Below are 25837 nucleotides of genomic sequence, written 5' to 3' on the forward strand. Positions count from 1 at the left end.
TTGCAAACGATTACGTACCGGATCTTTCTTAAATATCTGATTTCCCATCTCGTCCTGCTGCTCGTTCCCATTACGATTACGACGTTCGTAGTATTCGGTTTCTTTGTCGACAGACTTCAGGAGGAGCTGATCGCCGGCAATCTGAATACGCTCGATAAAGTGCGTTATTCGATGGATGAGCAGCTGAAGCAGGTTCAGCAAATGACCAATCAGCTGGTCGTGGAGGACAACAGCTTGTATCCGTACCGGATTTCGGACAACTGGGGTTACAAATCGTTCGGCATCGTCCGGGAATTAAAACGTTTCCGGATGCACACCCCGTTTGTCCGAGAAATTTGGCTCTCCTACAGGGGAGAGGAAGTGGTGTACACCAGCAGCAGCGTGTACTCCCGGTCGATGCTGGCTGACCGGATCTACCGGTTCGAGGACTGGCCGAAGGAGAAGCTGCTTCAGGATTTGAACGCCGAAACCCGTACGACGATTCTTCCGCCCGCGACCGATCTGAATTCCGGCGAGCGTTATATGCGTATGATCGTCCCGCTGTTTCCTTATCAGAATTATACCGATGCCACGATGGTTTTTCTCATTAACGAAGCCTCCCTGCACAGCCTGATGGAGACCTACACCCCCTCCAGCGGAGCCGTATGGATACTCGACCAGAACGGCCGGCCGCTTACCGGTATCGGAGCGGAGCTAGGTCCGGCGGGAGCCTCCGTAGCCGAGCATGCGGCTTTGCAAGGGGACGATCCAAACCAGGAATGGACCATAGACGGCAAATCATACTACTTTTTTCTAGTGCAATCGGAGCTTACCGGGTGGAAATACGTGACGGTGCTGCCGGTCAATGAAGCGATGCAGAAGGTGGAACAGGCACGACAGTTCTACTTGTACGGAGTCGTATGTATTCTTGCCTTCGGAGGGGCTATTATTTTCTTTAGCCTGCGTTGGAACTATTGGCCGATTCACCGGCTGAGGCTGGCCAGCGACCGGGTGCTTCCGGCACGAACGAAAGGCTTGAACGAGCTCGAAACGGTGCAATACGCTCTGGATACGTTGTCCAGCCAAAACCGTCTGCTCGGCGAACGGGTCAAATCCCAGTCCCAAGCCGTGAAGAGGCAGCTGCTTCTGGCCTTATTGAAAGGGGAATTCGATACGGAGGACGAGCTTCGCGTCTATGGGGAAGAGAACGGCTTCCCGATATCCGGCTCTCCGCTTGCGACGGCAATCGTCGAATTCCCGGCCGGCGCGAGCCCCGGGGCGTATCCGTCCGCGGAAGAGATGGAAAAGCTGGCCGCTGCTCCGTTTCGGGCTTACGGAATGGAGCATTTTGAAATGAACCGTTATGTGCTGGTGTTCATGACGGATAAGCGGGATCTGTCGCCGGAACAATTCCGAAGCTCCTTGAACCAGTTCAGAGATGCTCTGTGCGCGTCCGCCGGCGGCGTCGTTACTGTAGGGGCGGGCAGCATCTCGGATATTACCGGAGCCCCGCGCTCTTACCTGGAAGCCAAGACGGCGATCGGCTACCGGTTTATTCAGGGAGTGAATCGGACGATCTTTTACGAGGACATTCCGGTCCGGTCGGAGGTGGCTGAGGAGTATCCGCATAAGAATCTCAAAGTTCTCAAGCTGGCGATAAAGTCCGGGAACACCGGCAAGATCAACGGCTCCATCTCCGGAATTATCGGGTTTATTCGCGAGAGGCAGCCGCCCCTGGCTGTTGTGCGGGGGCTGTGCTTTGACATGATCCGTATCGTCGACGGAGGCTGGCGCGAAATGGGTCTGAACGAACAAAGTCCGTCCGAATATCCCGATATTTTCGATTTGGAGCGTCTCGAAACGATTGACGAATTTGAGCGTCTGATGCTCTCGGTCAGCGCCGATCTAAGCCGCGCCTTCGACTGCGGTCCGGCAGCGGAGGAGCCCTCCGGGGCCCGTTCGGCGGAAGATATGCTTCAATATATTCAAAGGAATTACAGGAACAGCGGGTTTTCGCTGCAGGACATGTCCGACCACTACGGAATGGCATTGCCGAATCTAAGCTCTTACTTTAAGGAAAATAACGGGCTGACGCCGCTGGAATATACAACATCGTTAAGGATGGCGGATGCTAAGGAGCTTCTGGTTTCCACGCCGCATACCTTGAAAGCGATTGCAGAGGATGTCGGCTATAACAATGTGTGCAGCTTTATCCGCCGGTTCAAGCAGCTGACGGGCATGACGCCGGGCGAATATCGCGCCGGCTCGAAGGAGGGCGGCTTGCCCGGGCGGCAATAAAAGCGATAGAAGCTTTATTGCAATCGGTCAATTATGTTCAATCCTGCCTGAATTAGACAAGCATGTGCCAAGTCAGCAAATTTGATCTTGTTTATAATAAAAAAGCAATCATAAGACTCAGGAAGATGGGAAGGGAAGGCCATGAAATCGCAGGGATCGATAACAGGCTTGCATTGGACAATGCCGGAGGCGCTGCTTCCGGAAATTCCGCCGCATTCGGTGAGTATAACGGATTTTGGCGCAGTGGAGGGCGGTCTGGCTGACAATACGGAAGCCTTCCGTCAAGCGATCGAAGCGGTCGCCAGCGCCGGCGGAGGCCGGGTGGTTATCCCAGCGGGCATCTGGCTGACCGGACCGCTGAAGCTGACGAGCCGGCTGGAATTGCATACGCAGGCCGGGTCGGTTGTGCGGTTCAGCAAGCGGTTCGAGGACTATCCGTTGATCGCTTCCCAGTTCGAAGGGAAGCCGTCGATCCGCTGCCAGTCGCCGCTGGACGCCGAAGACGCGGAGCATCTGGCGATTACGGGGAAAGGCGTGTTCGACGGCGGCGGAGAAGCATGGCGTCCCGTGAAGCGCTGGAAAATGACGGAGAAGCAGTGGGAGAGCCTGCGCAGCTCCGGCGGAATCGTCGATGAGGCGGAGGGCATGTGGTGGCCGTCTGCGGCAGCGATGGAAGGAGCCGGCCGGGTCGAGCGGCTGCTTGGCGAAGGGAAGCGCGAGGCTTCGGATTTCCTGCCCTGCCGCGATTACCTGCGTCCGAACCTGCTGAGCTTCCGGAGATGCAGCCGCATATTGCTGGACGGGCCGACCTTCCAGAACTCGGCGGCGTGGAATTTGCATCCGTGGGCGTCGGAGCATATTACGATCCGGAACGTGACGGTGCGCAATCCGTGGTTCGGGCAGAACGGCGACGGGCTCGATCTCGATTCCTGCCGCTATGCCGTCGTGGAAGGCTGCTCGTTCGACGTGGGCGACGACGCGATCTGTGTGAAGTCGGGGAAGGACGAGGCGGGACGCGCGCTCGGCATGCCGAGCGAATATATTACGGTCAAGCACTGCACCGTCTACCATGGGCACGGGGGCTTCGTTATCGGCAGCGAGATGTCCGGAGGCGTCCGGCGCGTGCACGTTGCCGACTGCACGTTCATGGGCACCGATATCGGGCTGCGGTTCAAGAGCGCCAGAGGACGGGGAGGCGTCGTCGAGGATATCGTCATTGAACGCATCCGCATGACGGACATCGCCGGCGAGGCGATTTCCTTTCACTTGTTCTATGAAGGAGTGGAAGGCTCGGGATCGGCACGCGACGAGCGTTATCCGGTCACGGTCGAGACGCCGGTGTTCCGCGGCATTCACATCGAGGATGTCGCATGCGACGGCGCGGAAAAGGCGTTTCTCGTGAACGGCCTGGCGGAGATGCCGCTGGAAGGAGTGACGGTTCGGGGCTTCACCGCTGCGTCGCGGCAGGGCGTCATCTGTCATCATGTGAAGCGGCTGACGCTGGAGGATGTCCGGCTGAACACAGCCGAAGGGCCGCTTGTGAAGCTGCATCAAAGCCGGGATGCAGAGCTCGTTCGCTTAGGCGGAGAGAGCGGGGAGCCGGCCGGTACGATGCTGGCGGTGTCCGGCGATTTATCCGCGCGCATCGAATGCCGCGACCCGCAGACGGCGCCTTCGCTCCGGAACGTAACGGCGGCCGCAGGCGCAGACGTCAAAGCGGTCCGGTTGAGCTAATAGCTGTGAGTCTGCCTGTAGCGGACGGGCGTGATGCCTGCCACTTTCTTGAACGTCTTGTTAAAATGCGAAATATGCTCGAAGCCGACCTGCTCGGCAATGACGTGAACCTTCAAGCGGGTCGTACGAAGCAGCTTCTGCGCTTCGCGGATGCGGACCACCCGCACATATTCGCCGATGTGAATGCCCGTCAGCTTCAGGAAGACGCGGCTTAAGTAAGCCGGGCTGATATAGAACTGCTTGGCCATCTGCTCCAGCGTCAGAGCTTCGCGGTAATGCGAATGGATATAGGTCGTAATTTCCGACACCTTCTGATGCATCGGATGATTCGAGCCGGGCGCAGCGGGGCTGACCGCATGCATCCGGTTCAGCCGGATCAGCAGCTCGGCGAGCAGATGGCGCACATATTGCTTGCTGAATGGCTGCTCCTCCTTGCATTCCGCGACCATTTGCACAAGGAGGCGTTCGATCTCGGGCTGCTCTTTGCCGGGAATCCGGAGCAGGGTGGATTCCTGAAAGGGAGGAAGCTGAAGAAGGCGTTCGTCTTCTCCGCGAAGAAAGGACGGAGTGAAATGAATAAGCACCCGCTCGAAGAACTCCACCTGCGAGCTTGCAGTGGAGTGGAGGTCGTAGGGGATCACGACGACGACGTCGCCTTTTTGCGCGGTATATACCTTGCCGTTCATCAGATAGACCCGCTCTCCTTCGAGCAGGCAGTACAGCTCATAAAAGGAATGCGAGTGGGCGCGCGGCATCGCCGAGGAGCTGGAGCGGCGCATGTGCTGGATGGCGAAGGCGTCGTTTTCGAGAGAATGTTTTTTTCCGATCAGGTCGTTCATCTGGCAGGACCTCCTTGGTCATCCGGCTGTGAAGCATGCATCGGTTACGGGGCGGCAAGAGGCGAAACAGAGCTTGAGGAAGCTGCTGTTTCGCCTCATTGTCGTTACGACGCTATTTCGCCGCGTACCATTCTGAAAATTGCTTCTGATATTCCGCGATATATTTGTCGAAGCCCGCAGCCTTCAGCTTCTCCAGCGCCCGCGGGAAATTCTCGTCGTAGTCGAGGAAGCCGCTGGCGATCGGGGCCAGAAACTCGGAGAAGACGCCGCCCATCTTCGTTTCCTCGTTTTTGACCGGCGTATTGTCGAAGTTGAAGCCCGCGCCTTTAGAAATGACCGCTTCGTCGTCCCAGGCTTTATACTGCTCAATGAAATCGTCGGGCACGGATTTGTCGAAGCGCATAAAGTTTTTGTTCATCATCAGCCAATCGGGGATGAGCGCATCGGTCGTGAGGCGCGTCAGGCGGCCGTTCTCATCGACCGTATAGTCTTTATCCTGAATGCCGTATGCGAACAGATCGTACAGCTCCTGGTTTTTTTGCAGCAGGTTGAAGAACATCACATAGCGCTCCGGATCCGCGGCGCTCGCCGATACGAACCAGGCGGTGCTGTACGTGCCGCGGCTGATCTTGGGCAGGTCTTTGCTCAGAAAATAATTCGTCAGCTTGGCGTCCGGAACGGCCTGCGAGATCGTAGCGGCGCCTTCGAACGGACGCGCGGCGGTTCCCGCCCAGAACATGGCCTTGCCCGAGTTCCAGTCGGATTGCAGCTGCGGCGTATTGGTCGCGGCGTATTTCGGAATGATGGCCCTCTCGTACCAGCTTCTCATTATTTGAGTATAGGCCTTGAATTCCTCGCTTTCAAACCAGCTGATGATTTTATCGTCCTGGGCGGACTCGTCGAGCGCGAGGAAGTCGTTCTGCCAGTACAGGTTTTTGTCCGTATATTCGTACATCAGCAGCCTGCGGGCGTCCGTGCTGGCGTAGCCGACAAGCTCCGGATGGGCGGCAAGCGCCTTTTCGTAAAATTGCTCCAGCTCCGTCAGAGAGGAAACGCCGCTCATGCCAACCTCCTCCAGCAGATCCTGGCGTACCAGCACGCTGTAGAATTCGCCGGAATTCGGCTTATTGCCGACCGGGACGGCATACTGCTTGCCGCCGAGCTGGAACGCTTTGAACGAATGCTCATCCACCGTTTTTTTCATATCCGCCGCAGCGCTGTCCATATACGGGGTCAAGTCCGCGTACAGCCCTTTGGCCACCGATTTGACCATATAGTTGGTATCGGTGTAGGTGGCGAAATCCTCGCCGGTCGACAGCATCAGGTCGGTTTTGCCGCCGCCGTATTCGGTCCAGGGGATGAATTGAAACTCCACCTCGGCGTTGATCTCCTTCTTGACGATATCCTTGAACTCCGTCTTCGCAAGCTCCTTCATCCGCGCCGATTCGTCCCCGTAGAGAACGATCTTCAGCTTGGCCGGCTTAAGCCCGCTGCCAGCGCTTTCATTATTTTCGCCCGTGGCATTCTCCGTGGCGGCTCCGGACTCGCCTTTGCTGCAGGCGGAGAGGAGAAGCGTCGTTGCGAGGAACAAAACTGCCCATACCCTTTTCTTTGACATGCGTATACCCTCCTGTGATGGATCTGTTTATTTATTGTTCAATGGCCGGATGGAAGCCCGATACTCTGCAGAAACGCACGCTTCCATCATACCATGTACAACCTGCGATAGCAGGGGCTCAGCCTTTAACCGAGCCGACGATAATGCCTCTGACAAAATAACGCTGAAGGAACGGATACAAAATGGCGATAGGAAGAACGGTCAGGCAGGTCATCGCCATCTTGGCCGTCTCGAGAGGCGGGGCGACCACGGCGCCGCCGATCTGCGCGCTGTTGCCCGATGCGAGATACTGGATGTTCGCCATCATGAAGTACATCATGTACTGGATCGTATATAGTCTCTCGTCGGAGATCAGCATCAGCGACAGGTAGAAGTCGTTCCAGAATTGCAGCGCATAGAACAGCGAGATGGTGACGAGACCGACCTGGCCGAGCGGCAGCATAATTCGGAAGAAAATACGGAAATGGCCGGCGCCGTCGATTTGCGCGGACTCGATGACCTCATGCGGGATGCTTTTGAAATAGTTGGCCTGCAAATACATGAGAAACACATTGAGCAGGTAAGGAACGAACAGCCCCGCCAGCGTATCGTCGAGATGATAATATTTGGTGCTCAAAATATACCAAGGCAGCGTGCCCCCGCTGAACAGCATCGTGAAATACGCCAGAAAGGCGAAGAAATTGCGGTAGCGGAAGCCTTTTGCGGTGATGACATAAGCGTAGGCCGTCGTGACGAGAACGGCGCTGGCCGTGCCGATGACCGTCACGGCGACGGACACCACATAAGCCTGGATAATTTGCTCCGCCTTCGAGTCGAACATAAATTTGTACGTGTCCAAGGTGATGCTGCGGGGCAGGAAGGAGTAGCCCTCCGCCGCAAGCTTCGCCTCCGTCGACAGCGAGCCGGAGACGGCGAGCACGAACGGCGCCAGGCAGATAAGAGCAAAAACGCCGATGCATAAATAGAAAATTACGATAAGCGTCCGATTTTCTTGATTAGCCATATCACATGTCTCCTAGAATAGTTTACTTTCCTTGTCGTACCAGCCGGCGAGCTTGTTCGCGATCAGGACGAGCAGGAAGCCGAATACGGACTGGTACAGCGTAATCGCCGAAGCAAAGCCGAATTCGCCGGAGCGGATCGCCGTGCGGTACACATAGACGTCGATAATATCGGTCGTCGGAAGCAGCAGCGGATTCAGGAACGTAACCCCCATAATCATGCTAAGATCGCCCTTGAGCATGCCGCCGATGCCGAGCAGGGTAAGCATAATAATTGACGGGATGAGCAGCGGCAGCGTAATCCGCGTCATCAGCTGCACTCTGGAAGCGCCGTCAATTCGGGCCGCTTCATAATAAGAGGTGTCGATGCCCTGCAGCACCGCATAATAAATGATCGCGCCGTAGCCCGCGCTCTTCCATATATTCGCGGCGACCAGAATGACGACGAACAACCACGGATTCGAATACCAGTCGACGGGCTGCATGCCGACCGTTTCGAACAAGCGGTTCAGCAGCCCTTTGTCGAAGTCGAGCAGAGAGAACAGAATGGCGCCGATGACGATCCAGGAAATAAAATAAGGAAAAAACATGACGCTTTGCGTGATTTTAATGAAGGATCTGCTTCTCAGCTCGTTCAGAATAATGGCGATCGCCACCGAGAAGAAGGTGCCGGTTAGCATGTACAGCACGTTCAGCATGACCGTGTTGCGAGTGGCGCGGATTGCGCTGTCCATGCTGGAGAAGAAAAAGTCGAAATTATCGAAGCCGGCCCAAGGGCTGCCGAAGATGCCGCCGTTGTAATTGTAGTTTTTGAATACGAGTATGAGTCCGCTCATGGGCAGGTAGGCGAACAGCACAAGCACGATAACGCCGGGCAGGGCCAGCAGCAGCAGCGGGCTGTCATTGCGCAAGGCTTGGAGCCGGCTCTTGCGGCCGGCCGTTATGGACCGCTGTAAGGCTTCGTCTGACATAGGTGATTCACTCCTTTAAGGATCTCTGTATAATGGGGACTTCCGCCGGTCGCAGGGTGCGGGAGGAGGAAGCTTTTGCTTGCACTCAGCATATCTCCACTGGGAATGAAGGCGCTATCACAAAGAAGTGAAAACGCTTAAATGAAGGGCTCAAAGCCGGCTTAAAAAAAGTGAAATCGCATAAAAAAACTGGCTTTTAGCTGTATTTGCAGCCTAAAGGCCAGCACATCTACAAAAAAAAGATCCCGAAGCTTGGCATCGGGACTGACTGATTTATTCAATTTAACGACATTAAGATTAACTGCCTGATCCATCATCTCTCCTGACAGGTACCCTGATTTAGTCACCTTGCTGCAAAATATGGTTCAACCGCCATTTGGACGGCGTCACGCCGTAGCGTTTTTTGAACAGCGTGGTGAAGTAGGTGCTGCTGCTGTAGCCCGACATCTCCGCGATTTCACGAATATCCAGCTCCGGATCGCTTATGAGCAGGGCGCGCGCATGCTCGAGTCTGACCAGATGGACGAAGTCCGGGAAGCTGCTGCCCGTCGCTTCCGTAATCATGCGGCTCAGATAGGGAGGGCTGATCGCCAGCTTGTCCGCCAGGCCGTTCAAGGAGAGCGTCGGATCGTTATAATGCTTGCGGATATAGGCGATCGCTTCGTCCGCTGCGCTGCGGGTCTGCACCGTATTCAGCTCGTCCAGCTTCTCGCAGGCGTTCAGGCAAAGCTGCTCCAGCCATACTCCAAGCTCCACATAATCGGTTATCCGCCAAATCCGCTGATAATGCATGAGAAAGTCCGAGTGCCGAGCGATGCCGTTCGCAAGACCGGTATCGCCTATTTTGTCCAGCTCCAGAGCGAGCCTGGACAAGGCGATCGTCGCCTGCTCCGCCCGGTAGCTGCCGGCCGCCGCCAGCAGACGCTCGATTGCCCCGGGAATCAGCTTATACTCCCGGTTTCTCACGATTTGCAGCACGGCTTCGAGCGAGCTGTCCGGCATCGGACTGCCGTTCAGGTGAAACGTATCGTCCGCATAGATGACGGCAGCTTGTGGCCGGAGCTTTCTGTACTGCAGGCTGTCGTTCGCCTCGTCGTACAGCTGCTTCAGCAGTCCGGCATCGGCGGACAGGCGGCTGACGCCGATCGAGCAGACCGTGCCTGGCCAAGACCGGATCTCCTCGCTGAGCTGCTCCCACCGTTCGCGGACGAGACCGTTATCGCCGAAGCTGCCCGATTCCGTCTCGCTCACAATGAGCACGGCGGCATCCGGATGCGGGAAAAATCCGCGGCAGGCCGCCTTGCCGTCAAAAAGCCGCTCGTTCAGCTGAGGCAAGCTTCTGATTCTCTCTATTTTCTCCTCATCGATCACTCCGTTGTCCGCGCCGGTGCGGTTCAACCGCAGCACCGCCACGCAAAATGCCGCGCTGCCGGAAGAATCCTGCAGGGGAGGCAGGGCGGACGGGAGCTGATCGCCGGAGCGATACGGTGAGGTCAGCCAGCGCAGCAAGGCGCTGTCCTCCTTCTCGCGCTTCAGCTCCCCGAATTCTCCGGCGATCCGCTCCAGCTCCCGGTTCGCCTCGTCGAAGCCTCCGTCTTTCGCGAAGGCGAGGCGGTCGCCGGACAGGCTGCGGATGTTGCCGAACAGGGTGCCGATCGGCTTGTACATGCGGTGCGAGACGAAAGCGGCAACGGCTGCTGCTGCGGCGATCAGCGCCAGACAAAGGCCGATCATGAGCTTCAAGGCATTGGCAATGTCGCGTACGCTATCCTTGTAGGACGTTTCCGAAAGAAACCAAAGCCCGCCCTGCCGCGCCTGGCGGTAAGCGACCAGCTTCCTGGCGCCGCTGCCGTCCTTCCAGATCAACGTGCCTGCTTTGCTTGCTCCGCTTGCGATTTGCCGCAGCATGGCTTCGTCGAAGGAGGCGCTTGGCAGCCCGCTTTGCATCAGGAGAAGCCCCCCGGCATCCAGAACAGCGTAGCGCGTATCGCCGTCTTCGCTGCTTCCGAATATATTTTCCTGAAGCTTCCGCAAATTGACGGTCATGGCGATCGCGCCGTGGTACTCGCTGCTGCCGAAGGCGCGGTCGTTGTAGAAGAGAGTCATCAGCCTCTCCTGCTCGCCGCTGTTCAGCGTCGCGTTCCAGACGAACGGCGACTGCTTGATCTCCCCGTCGCGGACGAGCTCGAACAGCTCCCGCTTCGCCGAAGGGCTGAGCGGATTGTTCTCAAACATAAGCGCCGGACCGTCCTGTCCCATAATATAGGCGTTTTCCAGAAACGCATTAACCGTAATTGTGCCGCGCATTTGGCTGAGCGCGCTGTACAGCTGATCGCTCCAGCCGTTGTCCCCGTTTTGCATGACCGTATTAATGTTCGGATTGCGGTAGAAATCCATCGTATAGTTCTGGACCATGTCCATATACTTCGTAAACACGGTCTCTGTATTTAGGAGAACGCTTTCATTTACCTGATTGACATGATCGACCGTTTTTTCCCTGAACCAGAAGAACAAGGCGCTGGCCAGCACAAGCACCGAACAGACCGATATTAAAGTCAGGCTCATAAAAAAACGGAATTTCAGCTGTCTTTCTCCCCTCATGGCTATCGCTCCTTTACGGTATTAACTATACACATAATTGCAAGGGAAGTTAACTGTCCCACAGAAGTGTGGAATTGAGAAAAAGCATGGATATATAAGAAACAAGAAAATAAGCATGAATGATTCAAGATTATGATGTTTTCTTGAACTATACTTGTAATAGCTTACATTTCAGATTATACGGGAGGCAGAAGCATGCGAAAGTTTCAAAATCCGGTGCTGCCGGGCTTTTATCCCGATCCGTCCGCTGTACGCGTCGGAGAAGACTATTATCTGGTCACGTCCAGCTTTGAATTTTTTCCGGGAGTTCCGATTTTCCACAGCAAAGACCTCGTGCATTGGCGTCAGATCGGCCATGTGCTGGACCGCCCGTCTCAGCTCAATCTGGACGGCATTCTCCCTTCAAGGGGAATTTGGGCCCCGACGCTTCGCTACCATAACGGCGTCTATTATTTGATTACAACCTTCGTCGATAACGAGAAGGAGTGCCATAACTTTTATGTCACGGCAACCGACCCGGCCGGCAGCTGGTCCGATCCGGTGTGGCTGGAGGATGCGCCGGGTATCGATCCTTCGCTATTCTTCGATGACGACGGCAAAGTCTATTACACGGGCAACCGGGTTCCCCCGGGAGGGCAGCTGTATCCAAAGCATATGGACATCTGGCAGCAGGAGCTGGATTTGGCGAGCGGCCGGCTCGTCGGACCGAAGACGAGCGTCTGGCAAGGAGCGCTCAAGGTCGGACACGCCCAGGAAGGGCCGCATCTGTACAAAATCGGCAAATGGTATTATTTGATGATCGCCGAAGGCGGCACAGGACATACGCATGCGATTACGATCGCGCGCAGCGAGTCGCCGGCGGGACCTTACGAGGGTTATAAGGGCAATCCGATTCTCACTCACCGTCATCTGGGACGCAGCTATCCGATCGTCAACGTCGGCCACGGCGAGCTGATCGAGACGCAGAAGGGAGACTGGTGGATGATTTGTCTCGCTTCGCGGCCATATGGCGGTTACTACCGGAACCTCGGCCGCGAAACCTTCCTTGTGCCTGTAATATGGGAGCAGGAGTGGCCGGTCGTCAGTCCGGGAAAAGGGGTCGTGGAGCAGATCGCGGATGCGCCGGATCTGCCCGAGACGAAGTGGCCGGAGCAGCCTGCGCGTGACGACTTCGACCGTGCGGAGCTGGCGCCGGTCTGGAACTTTATCCGTACGCCGCACGGTGATTTCTGGAGCTTGACGGACAATCCCGGCTCGCTGCGCCTTATGCTGAAGCAGGCGTCCATCACTGCCGACGGGAACTCTTCCTTCGTGGGCCGGAGACAGCAGCATATGAGCTTCCGCGCCGAAACCTCGATGCGCTTCGCGCCGGAGCAATCGGGTGACAAGGCGGGGCTGGTACTGCTGCAAAACGCTAGTTACCAATTCCGCCTGGAATACGGAAGCTTTGACGGCGTTACGGAAATTCGGCTTACAGAGCGGAGGGGCGGAGAAGAGTCGGTGCTGGGGGCGGCTCCGTATGGCGGCGACAGCCTGCTGCTGAAAGCGGAGGCGCATGGCCAGAGATACGCCTTTTACTGGCGCACGAATGAATCGGAGCCGTGGAAGGCTTTGGCCGAGGAAGCCGACGGCACGATTTTGAGCACGGATGTTGCCGGAGGCTTCACCGGCGCCTATATGGGCATGTACGCCGCATGCAGCGAGGCCGGCCGGACGCATTATGCGGATTTCGACTGGTTCAGCTATGAATCTCTCGATCATGAAGAAGAAGCTGCCGATTCCGCTCCGTCCACACTGGAAAGGAGTTCGACCTTATGTTGATTGCCGTATCTGTACATACAGAAGATAAGCCCGATTTCGTGCGATTGCAGGAGGCGATCGACTCGATCCCGGAAGGGTATGAGGAGCCGGTTACGATTCGCATACGCCCAGGCATCTATGAGGAGAAGGTGACGGTTCCAGCCTCCGCGCCGCCGATTCTTCTGCTTGGAGAGGACCGGGTCAAGACGATTTTGACCTGGTCGGACAACGCCCATACGCTGGGGGAGGACGGCAAGCCGCTCGGAACGTTCCGCTCGGGAACGCTGAACATCTTCGCCGAATCGTTCACGGCAGAAAACGTGACGATCCGCAACACCTCCGGTCCGGGAACGGGACAAGCGGTGGCTGCCTTCGTCGACGCCGGGCAGGCGGTGTTCCGCCGCGTCAGCCTTCTAGGCGACCAGGATACGCTGTATACGGGCAAAGGAAAGCAGTATTACAACGAATGCTGGATCGAAGGCGATGTCGATTATATTTTTGGCGCAGCGACTGCGGTATTCGACAGATGCAGACTGCATAACAAGCGGTCGAGGGGTTATATTACGGCTGCGTCGACACCGGAAGGCACGGCTTTTGGTTATGTGTTTCTGGATTGCGAGATTACAGGCGGCGAAGGCGTGCGCGACGTCTATTTGGGCAGGCCGTGGCGGCCTTATGCCCATGTGGCGTTCATTCGCACTGCCATTGACGGCTCGATCACGCCGGAGGGCTGGCATAACTGGGGGCAGCCGGACCGGGAGACGACCAGCCGCTACGAGGAATTTGCAAGCACAGGAGCGGGAGCCGCGCCGGGTCGGCGGGTTTCCTGGTCGCGTCAGCTGACCGAGGAAGAAGCGTCGGATTACCGGGTGATTCACATTTTTGACGGCTGGCATCCCGAGGGCTACTAAATCTTGAAGGCACAAAAAAAGATATCCGTTCCAAATGTGGCTGGACGGCTTGTATATGGCATCTCCGTTCCTGGCGGAATATGCGAAAGTGTTCGAGCGGCCGGAGCTGATGGATGAGGCGGCGCATCAGATTCTGCTCATCGAGCGAAAAACCCGCGATAAGCGCACCGGCCTGCTCTATCATGGCTGGGACGAATCGAAGGAGCAGGAATGGGCCGACTCGCTGACCGGACTGTCCTCGCATTTCTGGAGCCGGGCGATGGGCTGGTATTCGATGGCGGTCGTCGACTGCCTCGAGCATTATCCGGTTACGCATCCGAAACGGGGAACGATCATGGGCATCTTCGAGCGGATGTGCCATGCTCTGGCGCGTGTACAGGAGCCGGCAACCGGCTTATGGTATCAGGTGCTCGATCAGGGCGAGCGGAAGGGCAATTATTTGGAGGCTACGGGCTCGATCATGTTCGTTTATGCGATGGCGAAGGGACAGCGGCTCGGGTATTTGAACTCCGGCTTGCGTTCCGTGATGCTGAAGGGCTATCAAGGCATTATCGGGCGGCTGGTCACCGAGGATGAGCAGGGCGTTCATCTTCACCAGATTTGCCACGGAGCCGGCCTCAGCCATGACCGCAACGGCTCGTTCGATTATTACATTTCCGAAGCGGTCGTCTCGGATCATTATATGGGCGTCGGTCCGCTGCTTCTCGCGGCGCTAGAGGTGGAGCGGAATTTGGAGCAGAAGTAGTCCGCAAAATAACGCCGGCGCTCCCCCATGCCTTCTATTTCCCTTTCAAATTTATGAAAACGCTTGCCGAATAATGGGGAGTGGAGTACAATGAATTCAACACGGTTGAATTTAAATGTATGTAGTTGAACGGAGGGGATAAGCTTGAAGAAATTTAAAGTCGGACTCGTAGGCGCCGGTGGCGTTACCGAGCTGCACCTGGAAGGCTACAAAGGCAAGCCGGACCGGATCGAGGTTGTCGCGATTTGCGATCCGAACGAGGACAATCTTCGCTATCGCGCCGAAAAGTACGGCATTCCGAATACGTTTACGGACCTTGACGCATTCATACGGGACAGCGGCATCGACGTCGCCGTCGTCTGCACGCCGACCTCGATCCGCAAGCAGGTCGTTATGCCGCTGCTCGATGCGGGCATTCCGGTATTCGTGGAGAAGCCGTTCTCCGACACGCTTGCCGATGCCGTTGAAATAACGGAGAAGGCGAAGCGGCTCGGCATACCGGTTGCCGTCAACCAGAACTTCAGGCGCCATTTTCCGTTCGATGTCGCAAGACGACTCGTGGATGGCGATGCCATCGGCAAGGTGACTTCGATTCAATTCAACCAAATGTTTTTCCGGGAGGATGCCGGCTGGCGGCTCGATTGCGAGCGGCATGCGCTTTCCGTCATGGGCATCCACTGGTTCGACGGCTTCAGGCAAACGCTCGGCTGCGAAGCGGAATCGGTCACGAGCTTGATGAGCTCTTCGGACGCGATCGGCTGCCGGGGAGAAACGGACGCGACGGTGCAGATCCAATTCGAGAACGGCGCGTTCGTCACGTATACGCAAAGCTTCTCGTCCGCGGTGAACCGGACGGAGATGATCGTCATCGGCGAGAGGGGCACCTTAATCTGCAATCATCATTCGGTTCAATTGCATCGCGTCGGCGACCGGGAGCCGTCCGAGCGGTGGATCGTCGACGTCTCCAGGGAGACGAACAGCCTGGAAAACGTAGGACAGCTGCTGGACTGGATCGAGACGGGCGTGCCGGCGCCGAACAGCGCCGAGGACAATTTGAACGTCGTCGCCATGCTTGACGCCGCATACGTATCGGCGGGCGAAAAAAGAACGGTGCAGCTGAAGAAAGCAGGCTCGGCATGCCTGTGAAGTTCGCGTTCTCCAGGCCGACGGCGTCGGAGGACGAAGCGGTCAGGCTTTTTAACGGCTACGTCGAGGCGGGATACGGCGGCTTGCAGCTGAAGGCGGGCCAATACGCGCCTTACGTCAAGGAGCCCGAACGGTTTCTGGAGAAGTGGGGGCGCCTGAAGGGAGCGGGATCCGCCCTTATTGCAGGCGGCAGCCTGGACAAGGAAAGCCTGGGGCGGCTGCGCGAGCTGTTCCGGTTCGGCCGGGCGATCGGCACGGAGCTGATCGTATTCTGCCACGGCGTTCCGAGAAGCCGCGTCACGGCGGACGATATCCGGAATTACGCGGACGTGTTGTCAGATACGGGCGAAGAAGCGCAGAATTACGGCCTGAAGCTTTCGCTTCACCATCATTACGACCAGCCGGTTATGCACCGGGAAGACTTCGACCGGTTTTACGACCGCGTCCGCGAAGGGACGGTAGGCCTTACAATCGATACGGCCCACTTGGTCAAATCGGGCATCGAGGATTGCGCGGAGGTGATCCGCAGCTTCAAAACCGTCATCGACAACTATCATTTGAAAGATTTTGCGGACGGGGAATGGCAGGTGCTCGGAAGAGGGCGGATCGATTTCGGGCCGATCTTCGAGGCCATTGCCCGCAGCGGCTACGGCGGCTGGGTATCGGCGGACGAGGAGAGCGGCGGCGGCATCGAGGAAGGGATGGCCGAATGCCTCGCTTTCATGAAGCGGGGGTTCGGGGCGAGTCTATAAATTGATTCATCATTACGCTTAACGAGGTGAAAGCAGATGGCTACGGTCACGGATTTGCGCAAACAAGAGGAAGGACGGGTCTTGCCGATGGACTGGGGAAAAATCCAGTGGCTGTGCGGCAAGGAGATCGACCCGGAAGCGGAAATGACGTTCGGCATGGTTTACATCGAGGCGGGCAAAGCGAACGACCGGCATATTCATCCCAATTGCGAGGAATTGATCTTCGTCCTGTCGGGCGAATGCGACCATTCGCTGGGCGACGAAACGATCCATCTGGAGCCGGGCATGATGCTGCGCATCCCGCGGGGCGTTCCGCATAACGCGAAGGTGACGAGCTGGGAGCCCTGCCGGATGATTATCGCGTATTCCGCCCCGGACCGGCAGACGATCGGGGAATAACGACCTCGGGGCAACGCGGCGCCGGCGAGCGCCGCGTTGCCCCGAGTCATTTTGGGAGGGATGGGATGGTTAACGAAATAATGGTTCGTCAAGTCGAGCTGCAGCATATTTTGCCGCTTCGCGAGCTGTTTTTGAGCGAGAACCGCTTCCAGATTCGCTTCAACGCGTGCCATGAACGGAAGATGTCGGATTCTTACCTGATCGCCGCGGAAGGCGCTCCCATCGGATACGGCTCCGTCAAAGGCGCGGAGCAATTATCGGATCGGGACGCCATATTCGAGTTTTATGTTCTTCCTCCCTACCGGTCGAAGGCGCATCTGTTCTTCCCGAAGCTGCTCGAAGCCTCCGGCGCGGCCTTCATCCAGTGCCAGAGCAACGAACGGCTGCTCACTTCCATGCTCTATCAGTTCGGCCGCGATATCCGCGCGGAAGCGATCCTGTTCGAAGACGATGCGGCCGCCGGGCTGCGAATCCCGGATGCCGAATTTCGGCCAAGGAGGGAGGACGACGCCGTATTCGAGCATAAGCTGGAGCCCGTCGGCGAGTTCGTGCTCGCGTCGCGGGGCGAGATCGTCGCTACCGGCGGGTATCTCCAGCATTACAACAAGCCTTACGCCGATCTGTACATGGAGGTCAAAGAGAATGCCAGGCTTCAAGGGTTCGGGAGCTATTTCGTGCAGCGGTTGAAGGAGCGCTGCTATTCGGCGGGAAGGGTCCCCGCGGCGCGCTGCGGCATCTCGAACGCGGCGTCGCGGGCCACTCTCCTGAAGGCTGGCTTCCGTATTTGCGGATTTGTGTTACAGGGCCGTCTCCGCTAAAGCGGCGCCCGCGAGCGTCTGAATGACCGCGTTATCCATCGGCGGATTATGCAGTCCGGCGCGGACATCCCGGTAATAACGCTCGAGCGGCGCATGGCGGGACAAGCTTCCGCCGCCGACGATCCGCATCGCCAGATCCACTACTCTAATGGCGTTGTTCGTAGCCACGTACTTCGCCAGGCCAAGCACGGGCTTTAACGAAGGCCGGGCGTCCTTCTCCCGGTCCCACCGGTCCGCCGACGCGTACAGAAGCGAACGGGCGGTCCGCAGCTCGATCTCCATCTCGCCGATCGCATGCCGGACGGACGGGAGGGAGGCGATCGGCGCTTCCAGCGTATTTGGCCGGTAGGAACGGGCGAAGGATAGAGCGTAATCCCGGGCAGCAACGGCAATGCCCATGTAACAGGCCGGAATATGTAGCAGCCAGCCGCCTCCGTCGTCCTCGCCTTTCCCCGTTATTCGCATCTCTTCGCTTACGAACACGTCATCCAGCACCACGTCGTGGCTTCCGGTCGCGCGCATGCCAAGCGTATCCCAGGTTTCGATCAAGCTCACCTTATCCGTGCGGCGCACGAGAAACTCGCCCGTGCAGTCTTCGCCGGGAATATAAGCCGTCACGACGAACCGGTCAAGAATCGGAGACAGCGTACTGAACGTCTTCCGCCCGGTAATCCGCCATCCCCCCTCCGAGGGGACGGCGACCGTCTCCGGCTTGCCGCCCCTGCTGGGACTGCCGGTTCCCGCTTCGCTTGCGAACGTGTTGATCATCGTCCCGTCCTTCACGACGGAACGGCATAAATCGGCAAACATGGGCTCGGGCCACTTGCGGGAAGTCCGGAGGTGAAGAATCTGGCCGATATGCCAGCCGACGGCCAGCGCGGTCGAGCCGTCTCCGCAGGCCAGCCTCTCCTGCAGCAGGACGAGCTCGTACAGCGACAGTCCGTCTCCGCCGTACTGCTTCGGGACGGTCAGCTTTAAATAGCCGGCCTCGCGCAGGTCGGCGAAGTTGTCGAACGGGAACGAGCCTTCCCGGTCGTGCCGCGCCGCCCTCTCCGCGAAGCGGGCGGCCAGCTCATCGATTTGGTCTGCCCTCGCTCTCTCATCCTCGCTGCGTATATAGTCATCGATAAGTCGACTCATTGCAAAGCCACCCCTTTCTTCTTCCATTATAGCAACTTTGAGCAGATACGGCTCCATCCCGTCCGAAGCGGGCGGGTGCTGGGATCGGAACGCCGGCTTGACGTTAATATCGTGGCACAATGGATCTGGAAAGCGAAGGAAATGGCATCGCATGCCTGGCAAGTTCGATCGTTTTGAGGTTATGATTGTTCAGATCGGGGCATGTACGCTAATTCGCGCCGTTTGTTACGATAGAGCCGTAGCATAGTCGAAGAGAGGGGAAAAAACATGAAACGACTGAAATGGGTTTCACTGATGCTTGCGCTTGTCCTGGCAAGCGCTGTCGGTTGCTCATCCGGAGGAGGTTCGAATGCCGGCGACGCGTCGAACGCGCCGGACGATGCCGCGCCATCCGCGCAAAACGCCGACGGCAAGTTCGATCCGCCGGTTACGATTACGACCGCTCGCCCGGTAGGAACCGATTATACGTTCATTAACGGGGAAGATATCAATAATAACGTCCATAATAAATGGGCGAAAGAGAAGCTTGGCATCGAGATCAAGGATTTGTGGAACACGGCCGACAACGGCGCTTACCATACGAAGCTCAGGCTGTCGTTAACGACGCAGGACCAGCTGCCCGACGTCTTCATCGTGCAGGACGCCAATTTGATCGCCGACCTGATCCAATCCGGCAAGGTGAAGGATATTGGCGACGATTACGAAAAATACGCCAGCGGCCGGATCAAGGACATTTATGCGAATAACAGCGCGGCCATGAATCAGGTGAAGAAGGGCGATCAGCTGCTCGGCCTCCCGATCTTCGCCGGCGGCGACGGCACGAACCCGGTTCTATGGGTGCGTCAGGACTGGCTCGAGAAGCTGAACTTGAAAGAGCCGACGACGATCGAGGAGTTCGAAGCCGTCATGGACGCGTTCACGAACGGGGATCCGGACGGCAACGGCAAGAAGGATACGTTCGGCTTCAGCCTCTCGGGCCGAAACGGCTTCTCGAACTGGATGTCCGACGTCAGCTTCGTATTCGGCGCCTATACCGGCAAGTACATTCCGGGCACGTGGCAGAAGGCGGAGGACGGCACGTTGAAATACGGGTCCGTGCAGCCGGGGATCAAGGACGGCCTCGGCAAGCTGCAGGAGTGGTACGCGAAGGGGTATCTGGATCCGGAGATGGCCGCGATCGATGAAGTGAAGGCGACGGAAAGCTTCATTCAAGGCAAGTCCGGCATGATCGCCGCCCCGTTCTGGGCGTTCGGCTGGCCGCTCGGCGACGTGACCGGCTCGAACCCGGACGCGAAGCTCAGGGCGTACAAGCTTCCGACCGGCCCGGACGGCAAGTCCGCCCGCTACACCGGCTACGTAAACGAAGGCAAAGTGATGATGTTCAACAAAGATTTCAAGCATATGGATGCATTCTTCGCTTATTTCGATAAAATTTACGATTATCCGTTCGAAACGGGCGACTTCAAGGACGGCTTCTTCGAAGGCTACGATTATGCGATCGTTGACGGCGAGCCGGTCTATGATTCGACGAAATTTCCGACGCCGCTTGAGAAAGTCGCTTCGCCCGGCAAATACAACCTGTTCTGGAACGTTCCGGCGATTCCGTTCAAAGGTTCCGCCGATTACGATTACATCTTCAACGGCGGAGAAGTGAAGACCAGGGCGCACAAGGAAATCTCGATCCAGGATCCGGAGATGGTCCGCGCAGGGTCGCTCAACTATCAGATGAGCGGAATCAATGCGCCGACCGAATTTCTCGGAGCGCCGACCGAAACGATGCGCAGCAAGGGCGACAACCTGAAAACGATGGAGCTGGAGACGTTCGCCAAAATCATCTACGGCAACGAGCCGCTCGATAAATACGACGCCTTCGTCTCGGATTGGAAGAGCAAGGGCGGCGACCAAATCGAGCTGGAAGTGAACGAATGGTATAAGAGCGTAAATCCGTAACGGACGGACAAAAGGCGGCCGCGAGTGCTTATGCGCTCGCGGCCGCCTCTTCGTCTAGCTGTTGCGGAAGTTGTGCGGCTGGTAGTGAAGCAGCCTCACTATACGCTAAATCCGCACACCACCTCACCTCACCTTGCGCGACGAGACGCCCACACGCCAACCAACTTCACTTTTGTGCGACGATTTCGCGGATACGGAAGTTGTGCGGCTGGTAGTGAAGCAGCCTCTCTAATTAGTGAGGCAAACCTCACTCTTTCGTTGTCATTCGTTGAGCTTGAGGAAATAGTGAGGCAAACCTCACTCCCCGTGAGGCTGGCTTCATGGGGAATGAGGTTTGCCTCATTATTTCGAGTAAAGTGCCAGTATCGAACTAAATTAGTGAGCTTAAGCTCATAAATTAGTGAGGCAGCCTCACTATTCGCTAAATCCACACGCCAATCAACCTCACCGTTGCACGACGCCACGCCCACACGCCAACCAACCTCACCGTTGCACGACGCCACGCTTACACGCCAATCAACCTAACCGTTGCACGACGCCACCCTCACACGCCATGCAACCTCACCGTTGCGCGACGCCACGCCCACACGCCAACTCACCTAGCCTTGCGCGAAGATTCAGCGGTTGCCGCACAGTCGCAAATCCCACGCTTTCCATCGAATCATCGGTTGCGGTAAATTTGAGGCGTGCAGTCGTAAAACTCCTTGAAAATATGAATGAAGTATTGCGTCTTCTGGTAGCCGACCTCACGGGCGACGTCGGCGACCTTCATGTTGGTCGAGCTCAGCAGCCGGGCGGCCTTCTCCATCCGGGTTCTCGTAATATAGGCGGACAAGCTCTCGCCGGTTTCTTTCTTATACAGGCGGGAGAGGTAAACCGGGTGAAGGTACACATGCTCGCCGACCCGGGTCAGCGATACGTCCTCCCGCAGATGGCGCTCGATGAAATCGTGAATTTGCCGAATGATGTGGCTGCGGTTCGGCGCTACCTCCTGCAGCGACCGCTTGAACTGCTCGATAAGCGGAAGCGCCCATTCCATCATTTGATCCGTCGTTTGAAAATGGTACGATTTGCGCTGCAGCGAAGGGGAGTCGACCATCTCGGCGAACGAATCTCCCTGCTTGTGAGCGATATAGGAGAAGCTGCTGAGCAAATAATAGACAACCTCCATCAAATGCTGCTGCGTGCGGTAATCCGGCTGATCGAGCTCTTCGAGAATATGGCCGAGCCTGCTTGCGACTTCCTCCCAGCGTCCGGCATCCATCAGCTGCTGCATCGTCGGCGATTGGTAAAGCCTGGTGAGCGGCTTGATCGCGGGCTCCGCGCGTTCCCCGTTCCCGGCGCCGGTCATGTCGAGCACGACGCCGCAGCGCGTCCCGACCGACCGCCAGAACGCGTTGATCGCCTGCAAATATTGACGGTGAAGCCCGTGCTGGAAGACGAACGGTTCCGTCAGCAAGATGGAGACGGTCCGCTTCATATACGTTTGAACGGCTTGCCGCAGCTTGCCGGTTCGATCGACAAGCTCCCGGCGGTCGCCCGCCGCGCCTTCCGGCAGCAAGGCAATGACGAATGGATGGTCGTCCTTGCATGTCCAGAGTGAAGGCATCTCGCCGATTTCCCCGAAATAGATTTCCTCCGCCATGTTCAGCAGGGCGTAGCTGAGCAGCCCGTAATCCTCGCGCGTCATCTCTTCCGTGCCCGTCTCGATCCGAATTAAAGCCAGCACGCAATTCGTATCCGGCTCGAGGGGCAGCTGAAGCGCCTGAAGATGGCGCTTCAGCTCATCCGCGCCGAATTTTTTGCCGAGCAGCAGATCGAGCAGCAGATGCTCCCGCATCCGGATGATCCCAAGCTTCAATACGTCGCTCGCCGCCTCCAGGTTTTTTTGGCGCCGCTTCTCCTCCTCGATTTTGACGAATACCTTCTTCAGGCTGACGAGCACCTCGTCTTCTGTAACGGGTTTCAGTAAATAGTCGGCTGCGCCGAGCTGCAGCGCCTTCACGGCGTACGAAAAGTCGGAGTAACCGGACAGCAGGATGACCTTCGTCTCCGGCCAATGCCGCTGAAGCGACGAGATCAGCTCGAGTCCGCTTCGCTCCGGCATGCGGATATCCGTCATGACGACCGCAAGCGGGACGTTGCTTGCGACGTCGAGCGCCTCCTTCGCCGAGCCGGCGCGGTAGACGTTGGATACGCCGAGGGCCGCCCACGGAATTTCGGTCTCCAAATAATCGAGGACGTAATCCTCGTCATCCACCAGCAACACGTTCATTCCGATTCCTCCTGCTTGGTATTCGTGATGTGAAGCGTAACGCGGAAGCCTCCCCAAACGTTACCCGAGAACGACAATCCGGAATGATTGCCGTACCGGTTGGCCAGACGGTGGTGAACGTTTCGCAGTCCGCAGCCCATTTCGTCGGTCGTCCGATAGCTGGCATGCACGCGGTCTCCCAGCGCTTTGAGCTCCTCCTCGCTAAGGCCGGTCCCGTCGTCGTCGACGGTAATGACGTACAGGCTCCCGCTCGCCGCGCCGCGGATAAGGATTTTGCCGGCGTCCCGCTTCTGCTCGATGCCGTGAACGACGGCATTCTCGACGATCGGCTGCAGCAGAAGGCTGGGCACGGGCAGCCCGTGCATGGCGGACGGGATATCGATCGCGTAGGACAATCGCGTGTTACGGAGCGACTGCACCTCGAGGTAGCTTTCGATCAGGCGGATTTCCTCCGCGAGCGTCGTCGTTTCCCCCGCCTTGCGGGTAATGTAGCGGTAGAAGCCGGACAAATTTTTGGCCATCGAAATGACGGCCCCCGGCGATTTGTTCGCCATGCTGACGATATAGAACAAGCAGTTGTACAGAAAATGCGGATTGATCTGCGACTGCAGATGCTTATATTCCGCTTCCCTCGTTCGGACCTTCTCCTCGTACACGTTCTCGATCAGCGTCTGCGTCCGGGAAGCCATGTCGTTGAACCGCTCGAATAAATAATCGAATTCGGTATTGGTCTTAAGCGTCGCCCTGCTGCCGTAGTCGCCCGTGCCCAAATTTTCGATCTTGCGCACCAAATAGCCGAACGGCATACGGAAATTCCGGTAGAACAGCAGCGAGATCGCAACGCCGGCGATAAACAGGAAGAGCAAGCTTCCGTTGACGAGCCAGTTCACCTTCTGCAGCGGGGCGAGGAACTCGTCCAATTCGATGTAGCTGACCAGCATCGCTCCGAACGACGGGGAGTGCATTGTTTGAACCAAATATTCGACGCCGTCGATATCGAACACCGTCACGTTCGGATGCGCCGATGCGCCGGCTTGGAGCACGTTCTCCTTCATCAGCGCGTCCTGCAAGCTCCGGTCGATATCGGCATTCGCGATCAGGCCGCGGCCCGCAAAGTAAAAAAACGATTTGCCGTTGCCGGTTTTATCCAGCCCTTTCAGCACGGACAGCAAGTAGTCGCCGGAGATGGCCGTCTCCGCGACCGAGACGATATTGCTCCAATCGGGGGCGACGATCGACGGGTTCGTAAGCAGCAGACGGAACGTAAGCACCCCGTCGCGCTCCTGGGCGAACCACTCGTTTGCCGGCTTGCGCGCGAGCTCCTCCAAGTCGTATTGCGCCTGCCGGGACGTGGAGATGACTTCTTCGATCGACGGCCAGTAGACGGTCAATTCATGAATGAGCGGCTCGGCCTGGCTTTGCAGCTCCAGCTTCTCCTCGATCGTCTTGCGCATAAGCAGGTGGTTCAAATATTCGGGAAATTCCCACGAGCTGGCATACGATTGGATGGAAGCGTCGCTCGCCAGCAGCAGCGTCTGCTTCTCAAGCTGCCTCAGCGATTGCTCCATCTGCTGGATCGTAAATTCCATCTGCTTCGAGGCCGAGCTTTCCAGCGTCTTCTTCACGACATCCTTGCTGGCGTGGTTGGCGTACGCGAACAGGACGGTCGCCGGAATGAGCAGAAAGGCCAGCATAATGAGCAGTCTTTGAAACACTTTATATTTTACCATGCGCTCCGCCTCCTTATGAGAGATTGCCGAAATAGGTTATGAGAGGGGATATAGATGTTAAGACCTTAACATAGGTGGGGTCAAAACTCGTTGCTATAATAGTAGCAGGATCTGATGAAAGTGCAATTACGGCAATCGTAGAGAGGGGAATTTCGTATGGAAAGCGGACCGCAACCATCGGTCGTTCAGCCGGCCGCGCTCAAACCGGAGTCGAATTGGAGGAGGGGCATCAGGAAAACATGGCCGCTTCACCTGCTTATTTTGCCGGCGACGCTGATCGCGATCATTTTCAATTACTTGCCTATCTTCGGCCTCGTCATGGCCTTTCAGGACTACAAGCCTTGGCTCGGATTTTTCCGATCGGAATGGGTCGGCCTGAAGCATTTCGAGTCGTTGTTCCTGTTCGACGAGTCGGTTCAGGTCATTTGGAACACGCTGATCATATCGGTGCTGAAAATCGTATGCGGGCTCCTCGTGCCGATCGCGATCGCGCTGCTGCTCAACGAAATCCGCAAAACCGGCATCAAACGCGGCATCCAGACGCTCGTCTATTTGCCGCATTTTCTGTCGTGGGTTATTCTGGGCGGCATACTGATCGATCTCCTGTCGGTGAAGGGCGGCATCGTCAATCGGATGCTGACGGACTGGTTCGGCATCCAGCCGATCTTCTTCCTCGGCGACGGGGACTGGTTCCGGTTCGTCGTAGTCGTCAGCGATATTTGGAAGGAATTCGGGTTCGCGATGATTATTTATCTCGCGGCGATCGCGGGGGTGAATCCGTCGCTGTACGAGGCGGCCGAGGTCGACGGCGCGACGCGCCTGCAGCAGACGATCAACGTGACGCTGCCGGCCATGCTGCCGATCATCGTCGTCGTGGCGACGCTGCAGCTCGGCAACGTGCTGAACGCCGGCTTCGACCAAATTTTCAACCTGTACAACCCTCTCGTCTACAACAAAGGGGACGTCATCGACACGTTCGTGTACCGTTCGGCGATGCTTAAGGGCGACTTCAGCTTCGCTACGGCGGTCGGACTGTTCAAATCGATCATCAGCTTCGCGCTGATCATCGTCTCGTACCGGCTGGCGTACCGGTTCGGCAACTATCGGATTTTTTAACCACGGGGGGGATG

General features: G+C 57.3%; 18 protein-coding genes and 1 pseudogene. 11 read left to right on the forward strand and 8 right to left on the reverse strand.

Annotated features, from left to right (window positions below; translation table 11 throughout):
* Positions 1-2277, forward strand: coding sequence for a helix-turn-helix domain-containing protein (locus IDH41_RS01840; protein WP_190857774.1), 2277 nt, complete (start codon positions 1-3; stop codon positions 2275-2277).
* Positions 2278-2418: 141 nt separating this feature from the next.
* Positions 2419-4011, forward strand: coding sequence for a glycoside hydrolase family 28 protein (locus tag IDH41_RS01845; RefSeq protein ID WP_190857776.1), 1593 nt, complete (start codon positions 2419-2421; stop codon positions 4009-4011).
* Here IDH41_RS01845 and IDH41_RS01850 read toward each other — a convergent pair.
* The 5 genes from IDH41_RS01850 to IDH41_RS01870 all read right to left on the reverse strand — a co-directional run bounded on the left by IDH41_RS01850 (position 4008) and on the right by IDH41_RS01870 (position 11041).
* Entirely contained in the window at positions 4008-4850 is an 843-nt protein-coding gene (locus IDH41_RS01850) for a helix-turn-helix transcriptional regulator (protein ID WP_190857778.1), read from the reverse strand. The two genes, IDH41_RS01845 and IDH41_RS01850, sit on opposite strands and share 4 nt — an antisense overlap.
* Before the next feature lie 112 nt (positions 4851-4962).
* Positions 4963-6468 (reverse strand): DUF3502 domain-containing protein, encoded by a 1506-nt coding sequence (locus IDH41_RS01855; RefSeq protein WP_190857779.1) that lies wholly within the window; start codon positions 6466-6468, stop codon positions 4963-4965.
* 118 nt (positions 6469-6586) lie between these two features.
* Positions 6587-7471 (reverse strand): carbohydrate ABC transporter permease, encoded by an 885-nt coding sequence (locus tag IDH41_RS01860; RefSeq protein ID WP_190857781.1) that lies wholly within the window; start codon positions 7469-7471, stop codon positions 6587-6589.
* Positions 7472-7483: 12 nt separating this feature from the next.
* The gene (locus IDH41_RS01865; protein WP_190857783.1) at positions 7484-8440 is read right to left on the reverse strand and encodes an ABC transporter permease; all 957 of its coding nucleotides are present in this window, start codon (positions 8438-8440) and stop codon (positions 7484-7486) included.
* Between the two features lie 339 nt (positions 8441-8779).
* Positions 8780-11041 carry a helix-turn-helix domain-containing protein gene (locus IDH41_RS01870; RefSeq protein WP_190857785.1) on the reverse strand — a complete coding sequence of 754 codons (2262 nt, stop codon included), beginning with the start codon at positions 11039-11041 and terminating at the stop codon, positions 8780-8782.
* A 195-nt stretch (positions 11042-11236) separates the two neighbouring features.
* On the opposite strand from IDH41_RS01870, the gene IDH41_RS01875 reads away from it, so the two are divergent.
* From IDH41_RS01875 to IDH41_RS01905, 7 genes and pseudogenes are all read left to right on the forward strand, one after another.
* Positions 11237-12862, forward strand: coding sequence for a glycoside hydrolase family 43 protein (locus IDH41_RS01875; RefSeq protein ID WP_190857786.1), 1626 nt, complete (start codon positions 11237-11239; stop codon positions 12860-12862).
* A complete protein-coding gene (locus tag IDH41_RS01880; RefSeq protein WP_190857787.1) occupies positions 12856-13752 on the forward strand; it encodes a pectinesterase family protein in 897 nt (298 codons plus the stop codon). The genes IDH41_RS01875 and IDH41_RS01880 overlap by 7 nt, the downstream gene beginning before the upstream one ends.
* A 10-nt stretch (positions 13753-13762) precedes the next feature.
* Positions 13763-14497: pseudogene (locus tag IDH41_RS01885) on the forward strand (glycoside hydrolase family 88/105 protein); the annotation flags it as partial.
* 144 nt (positions 14498-14641) lie between these two features.
* On the forward strand, positions 14642-15643 hold the full coding sequence (locus IDH41_RS01890) for a Gfo/Idh/MocA family protein (RefSeq protein ID WP_190857789.1): 1002 nt from the start codon (positions 14642-14644) through the stop codon (positions 15641-15643).
* Positions 15634-16395, forward strand: a complete 762-nt coding sequence (locus tag IDH41_RS01895; protein ID WP_190857790.1) for a sugar phosphate isomerase/epimerase family protein — start codon at positions 15634-15636, stop codon at positions 16393-16395. Before IDH41_RS01890 ends, IDH41_RS01895 begins: the two co-directional genes overlap by 10 nt.
* 36 nt (positions 16396-16431) lie before the next feature.
* Positions 16432-16794: a cupin domain-containing protein gene (locus tag IDH41_RS01900; RefSeq protein WP_190857792.1), complete on the forward strand. Its 363-nt coding sequence runs from the start codon at positions 16432-16434 to the stop codon at positions 16792-16794.
* Between the two features lie 65 nt (positions 16795-16859).
* Complete coding sequence (locus IDH41_RS01905; protein WP_223829369.1) at positions 16860-17612, forward strand: GNAT family N-acetyltransferase; 753 nt, start codon at positions 16860-16862, stop codon at positions 17610-17612.
* Here the strand turns inward: IDH41_RS01905 and IDH41_RS01910 are convergent.
* Positions 17592-18752 carry an acyl-CoA dehydrogenase family protein gene (locus IDH41_RS01910; RefSeq protein ID WP_190857794.1) on the reverse strand — a complete coding sequence of 387 codons (1161 nt, stop codon included), beginning with the start codon at positions 18750-18752 and terminating at the stop codon, positions 17592-17594. The two genes, IDH41_RS01905 and IDH41_RS01910, sit on opposite strands and share 21 nt — an antisense overlap.
* A gap of 267 nt (positions 18753-19019) precedes the next feature.
* Here IDH41_RS01910 and IDH41_RS01915 point away from each other — a divergent pair, with 267 nt between their 5' ends.
* Positions 19020-20702: an extracellular solute-binding protein gene (locus IDH41_RS01915; protein ID WP_190857795.1), complete on the forward strand. Its 1683-nt coding sequence runs from the start codon at positions 19020-19022 to the stop codon at positions 20700-20702.
* A 661-nt stretch (positions 20703-21363) separates the two neighbouring features.
* On the opposite strand, the gene IDH41_RS01920 is transcribed toward IDH41_RS01915, so the two are convergent.
* Both IDH41_RS01920 and IDH41_RS01925 read right to left on the reverse strand, forming a co-directional pair.
* A complete protein-coding gene (locus IDH41_RS01920) occupies positions 21364-22977 on the reverse strand; it encodes a response regulator transcription factor (protein ID WP_190857796.1) in 1614 nt (537 codons plus the stop codon).
* Positions 22974-24707, reverse strand: a complete 1734-nt coding sequence (locus IDH41_RS01925; protein ID WP_190857797.1) for a sensor histidine kinase — start codon at positions 24705-24707, stop codon at positions 22974-22976. The genes IDH41_RS01920 and IDH41_RS01925 overlap by 4 nt, the downstream gene beginning before the upstream one ends.
* 156 nt (positions 24708-24863) lie before the next feature.
* Between IDH41_RS01925 and IDH41_RS01930 the strand changes: the two genes are divergently transcribed.
* Positions 24864-25823: an ABC transporter permease gene (locus IDH41_RS01930; protein WP_190857799.1), complete on the forward strand. Its 960-nt coding sequence runs from the start codon at positions 24864-24866 to the stop codon at positions 25821-25823.
* Positions 25824-25837 lie beyond the last annotated feature (14 nt).

Source organism: Paenibacillus arenilitoris, from assembly GCF_014705655.1.
Taxonomy (GTDB): Bacteria; Bacillota; Bacilli; order Paenibacillales; family Paenibacillaceae; genus Pristimantibacillus; species Pristimantibacillus arenilitoris.

Coding starts and splice junctions, on each gene's coding strand:
- IDH41_RS01845 (WP_190857776.1), top strand. CDS start 2,419: ATGAAATCGCAGGGATCGATAACAGGCTTGCATTGGACAATGCCGGAG.
- IDH41_RS01850 (WP_190857778.1), bottom strand. CDS start 4,850: ATGAACGACCTGATCGGAAAAAAACATTCTCTCGAAAACGACGCCTTC.
- IDH41_RS01855 (WP_190857779.1), bottom strand. CDS start 6,468: ATGTCAAAGAAAAGGGTATGGGCAGTTTTGTTCCTCGCAACGACGCTT.
- IDH41_RS01860 (WP_190857781.1), bottom strand. CDS start 7,471: ATGGCTAATCAAGAAAATCGGACGCTTATCGTAATTTTCTATTTATGC.
- IDH41_RS01865 (WP_190857783.1), bottom strand. CDS start 8,440: ATGTCAGACGAAGCCTTACAGCGGTCCATAACGGCCGGCCGCAAGAGC.
- IDH41_RS01870 (WP_190857785.1), bottom strand. CDS start 11,041: ATGAGGGGAGAAAGACAGCTGAAATTCCGTTTTTTTATGAGCCTGACT.
- IDH41_RS01875 (WP_190857786.1), top strand. CDS start 11,237: ATGCGAAAGTTTCAAAATCCGGTGCTGCCGGGCTTTTATCCCGATCCG.
- IDH41_RS01880 (WP_190857787.1), top strand. CDS start 12,856: ATGTTGATTGCCGTATCTGTACATACAGAAGATAAGCCCGATTTCGTG.
- IDH41_RS01895 (WP_190857790.1), top strand. CDS start 15,634: ATGCCTGTGAAGTTCGCGTTCTCCAGGCCGACGGCGTCGGAGGACGAA.
- IDH41_RS01900 (WP_190857792.1), top strand. CDS start 16,432: ATGGCTACGGTCACGGATTTGCGCAAACAAGAGGAAGGACGGGTCTTG.
- IDH41_RS01905 (WP_223829369.1), top strand. CDS start 16,860: ATGGTTAACGAAATAATGGTTCGTCAAGTCGAGCTGCAGCATATTTTG.
- IDH41_RS01910 (WP_190857794.1), bottom strand. CDS start 18,752: ATGAGTCGACTTATCGATGACTATATACGCAGCGAGGATGAGAGAGCG.
- IDH41_RS01915 (WP_190857795.1), top strand. CDS start 19,020: ATGAAACGACTGAAATGGGTTTCACTGATGCTTGCGCTTGTCCTGGCA.
- IDH41_RS01920 (WP_190857796.1), bottom strand. CDS start 22,977: ATGAACGTGTTGCTGGTGGATGACGAGGATTACGTCCTCGATTATTTG.
- IDH41_RS01925 (WP_190857797.1), bottom strand. CDS start 24,707: ATGGTAAAATATAAAGTGTTTCAAAGACTGCTCATTATGCTGGCCTTT.
- IDH41_RS01930 (WP_190857799.1), top strand. CDS start 24,864: ATGGAAAGCGGACCGCAACCATCGGTCGTTCAGCCGGCCGCGCTCAAA.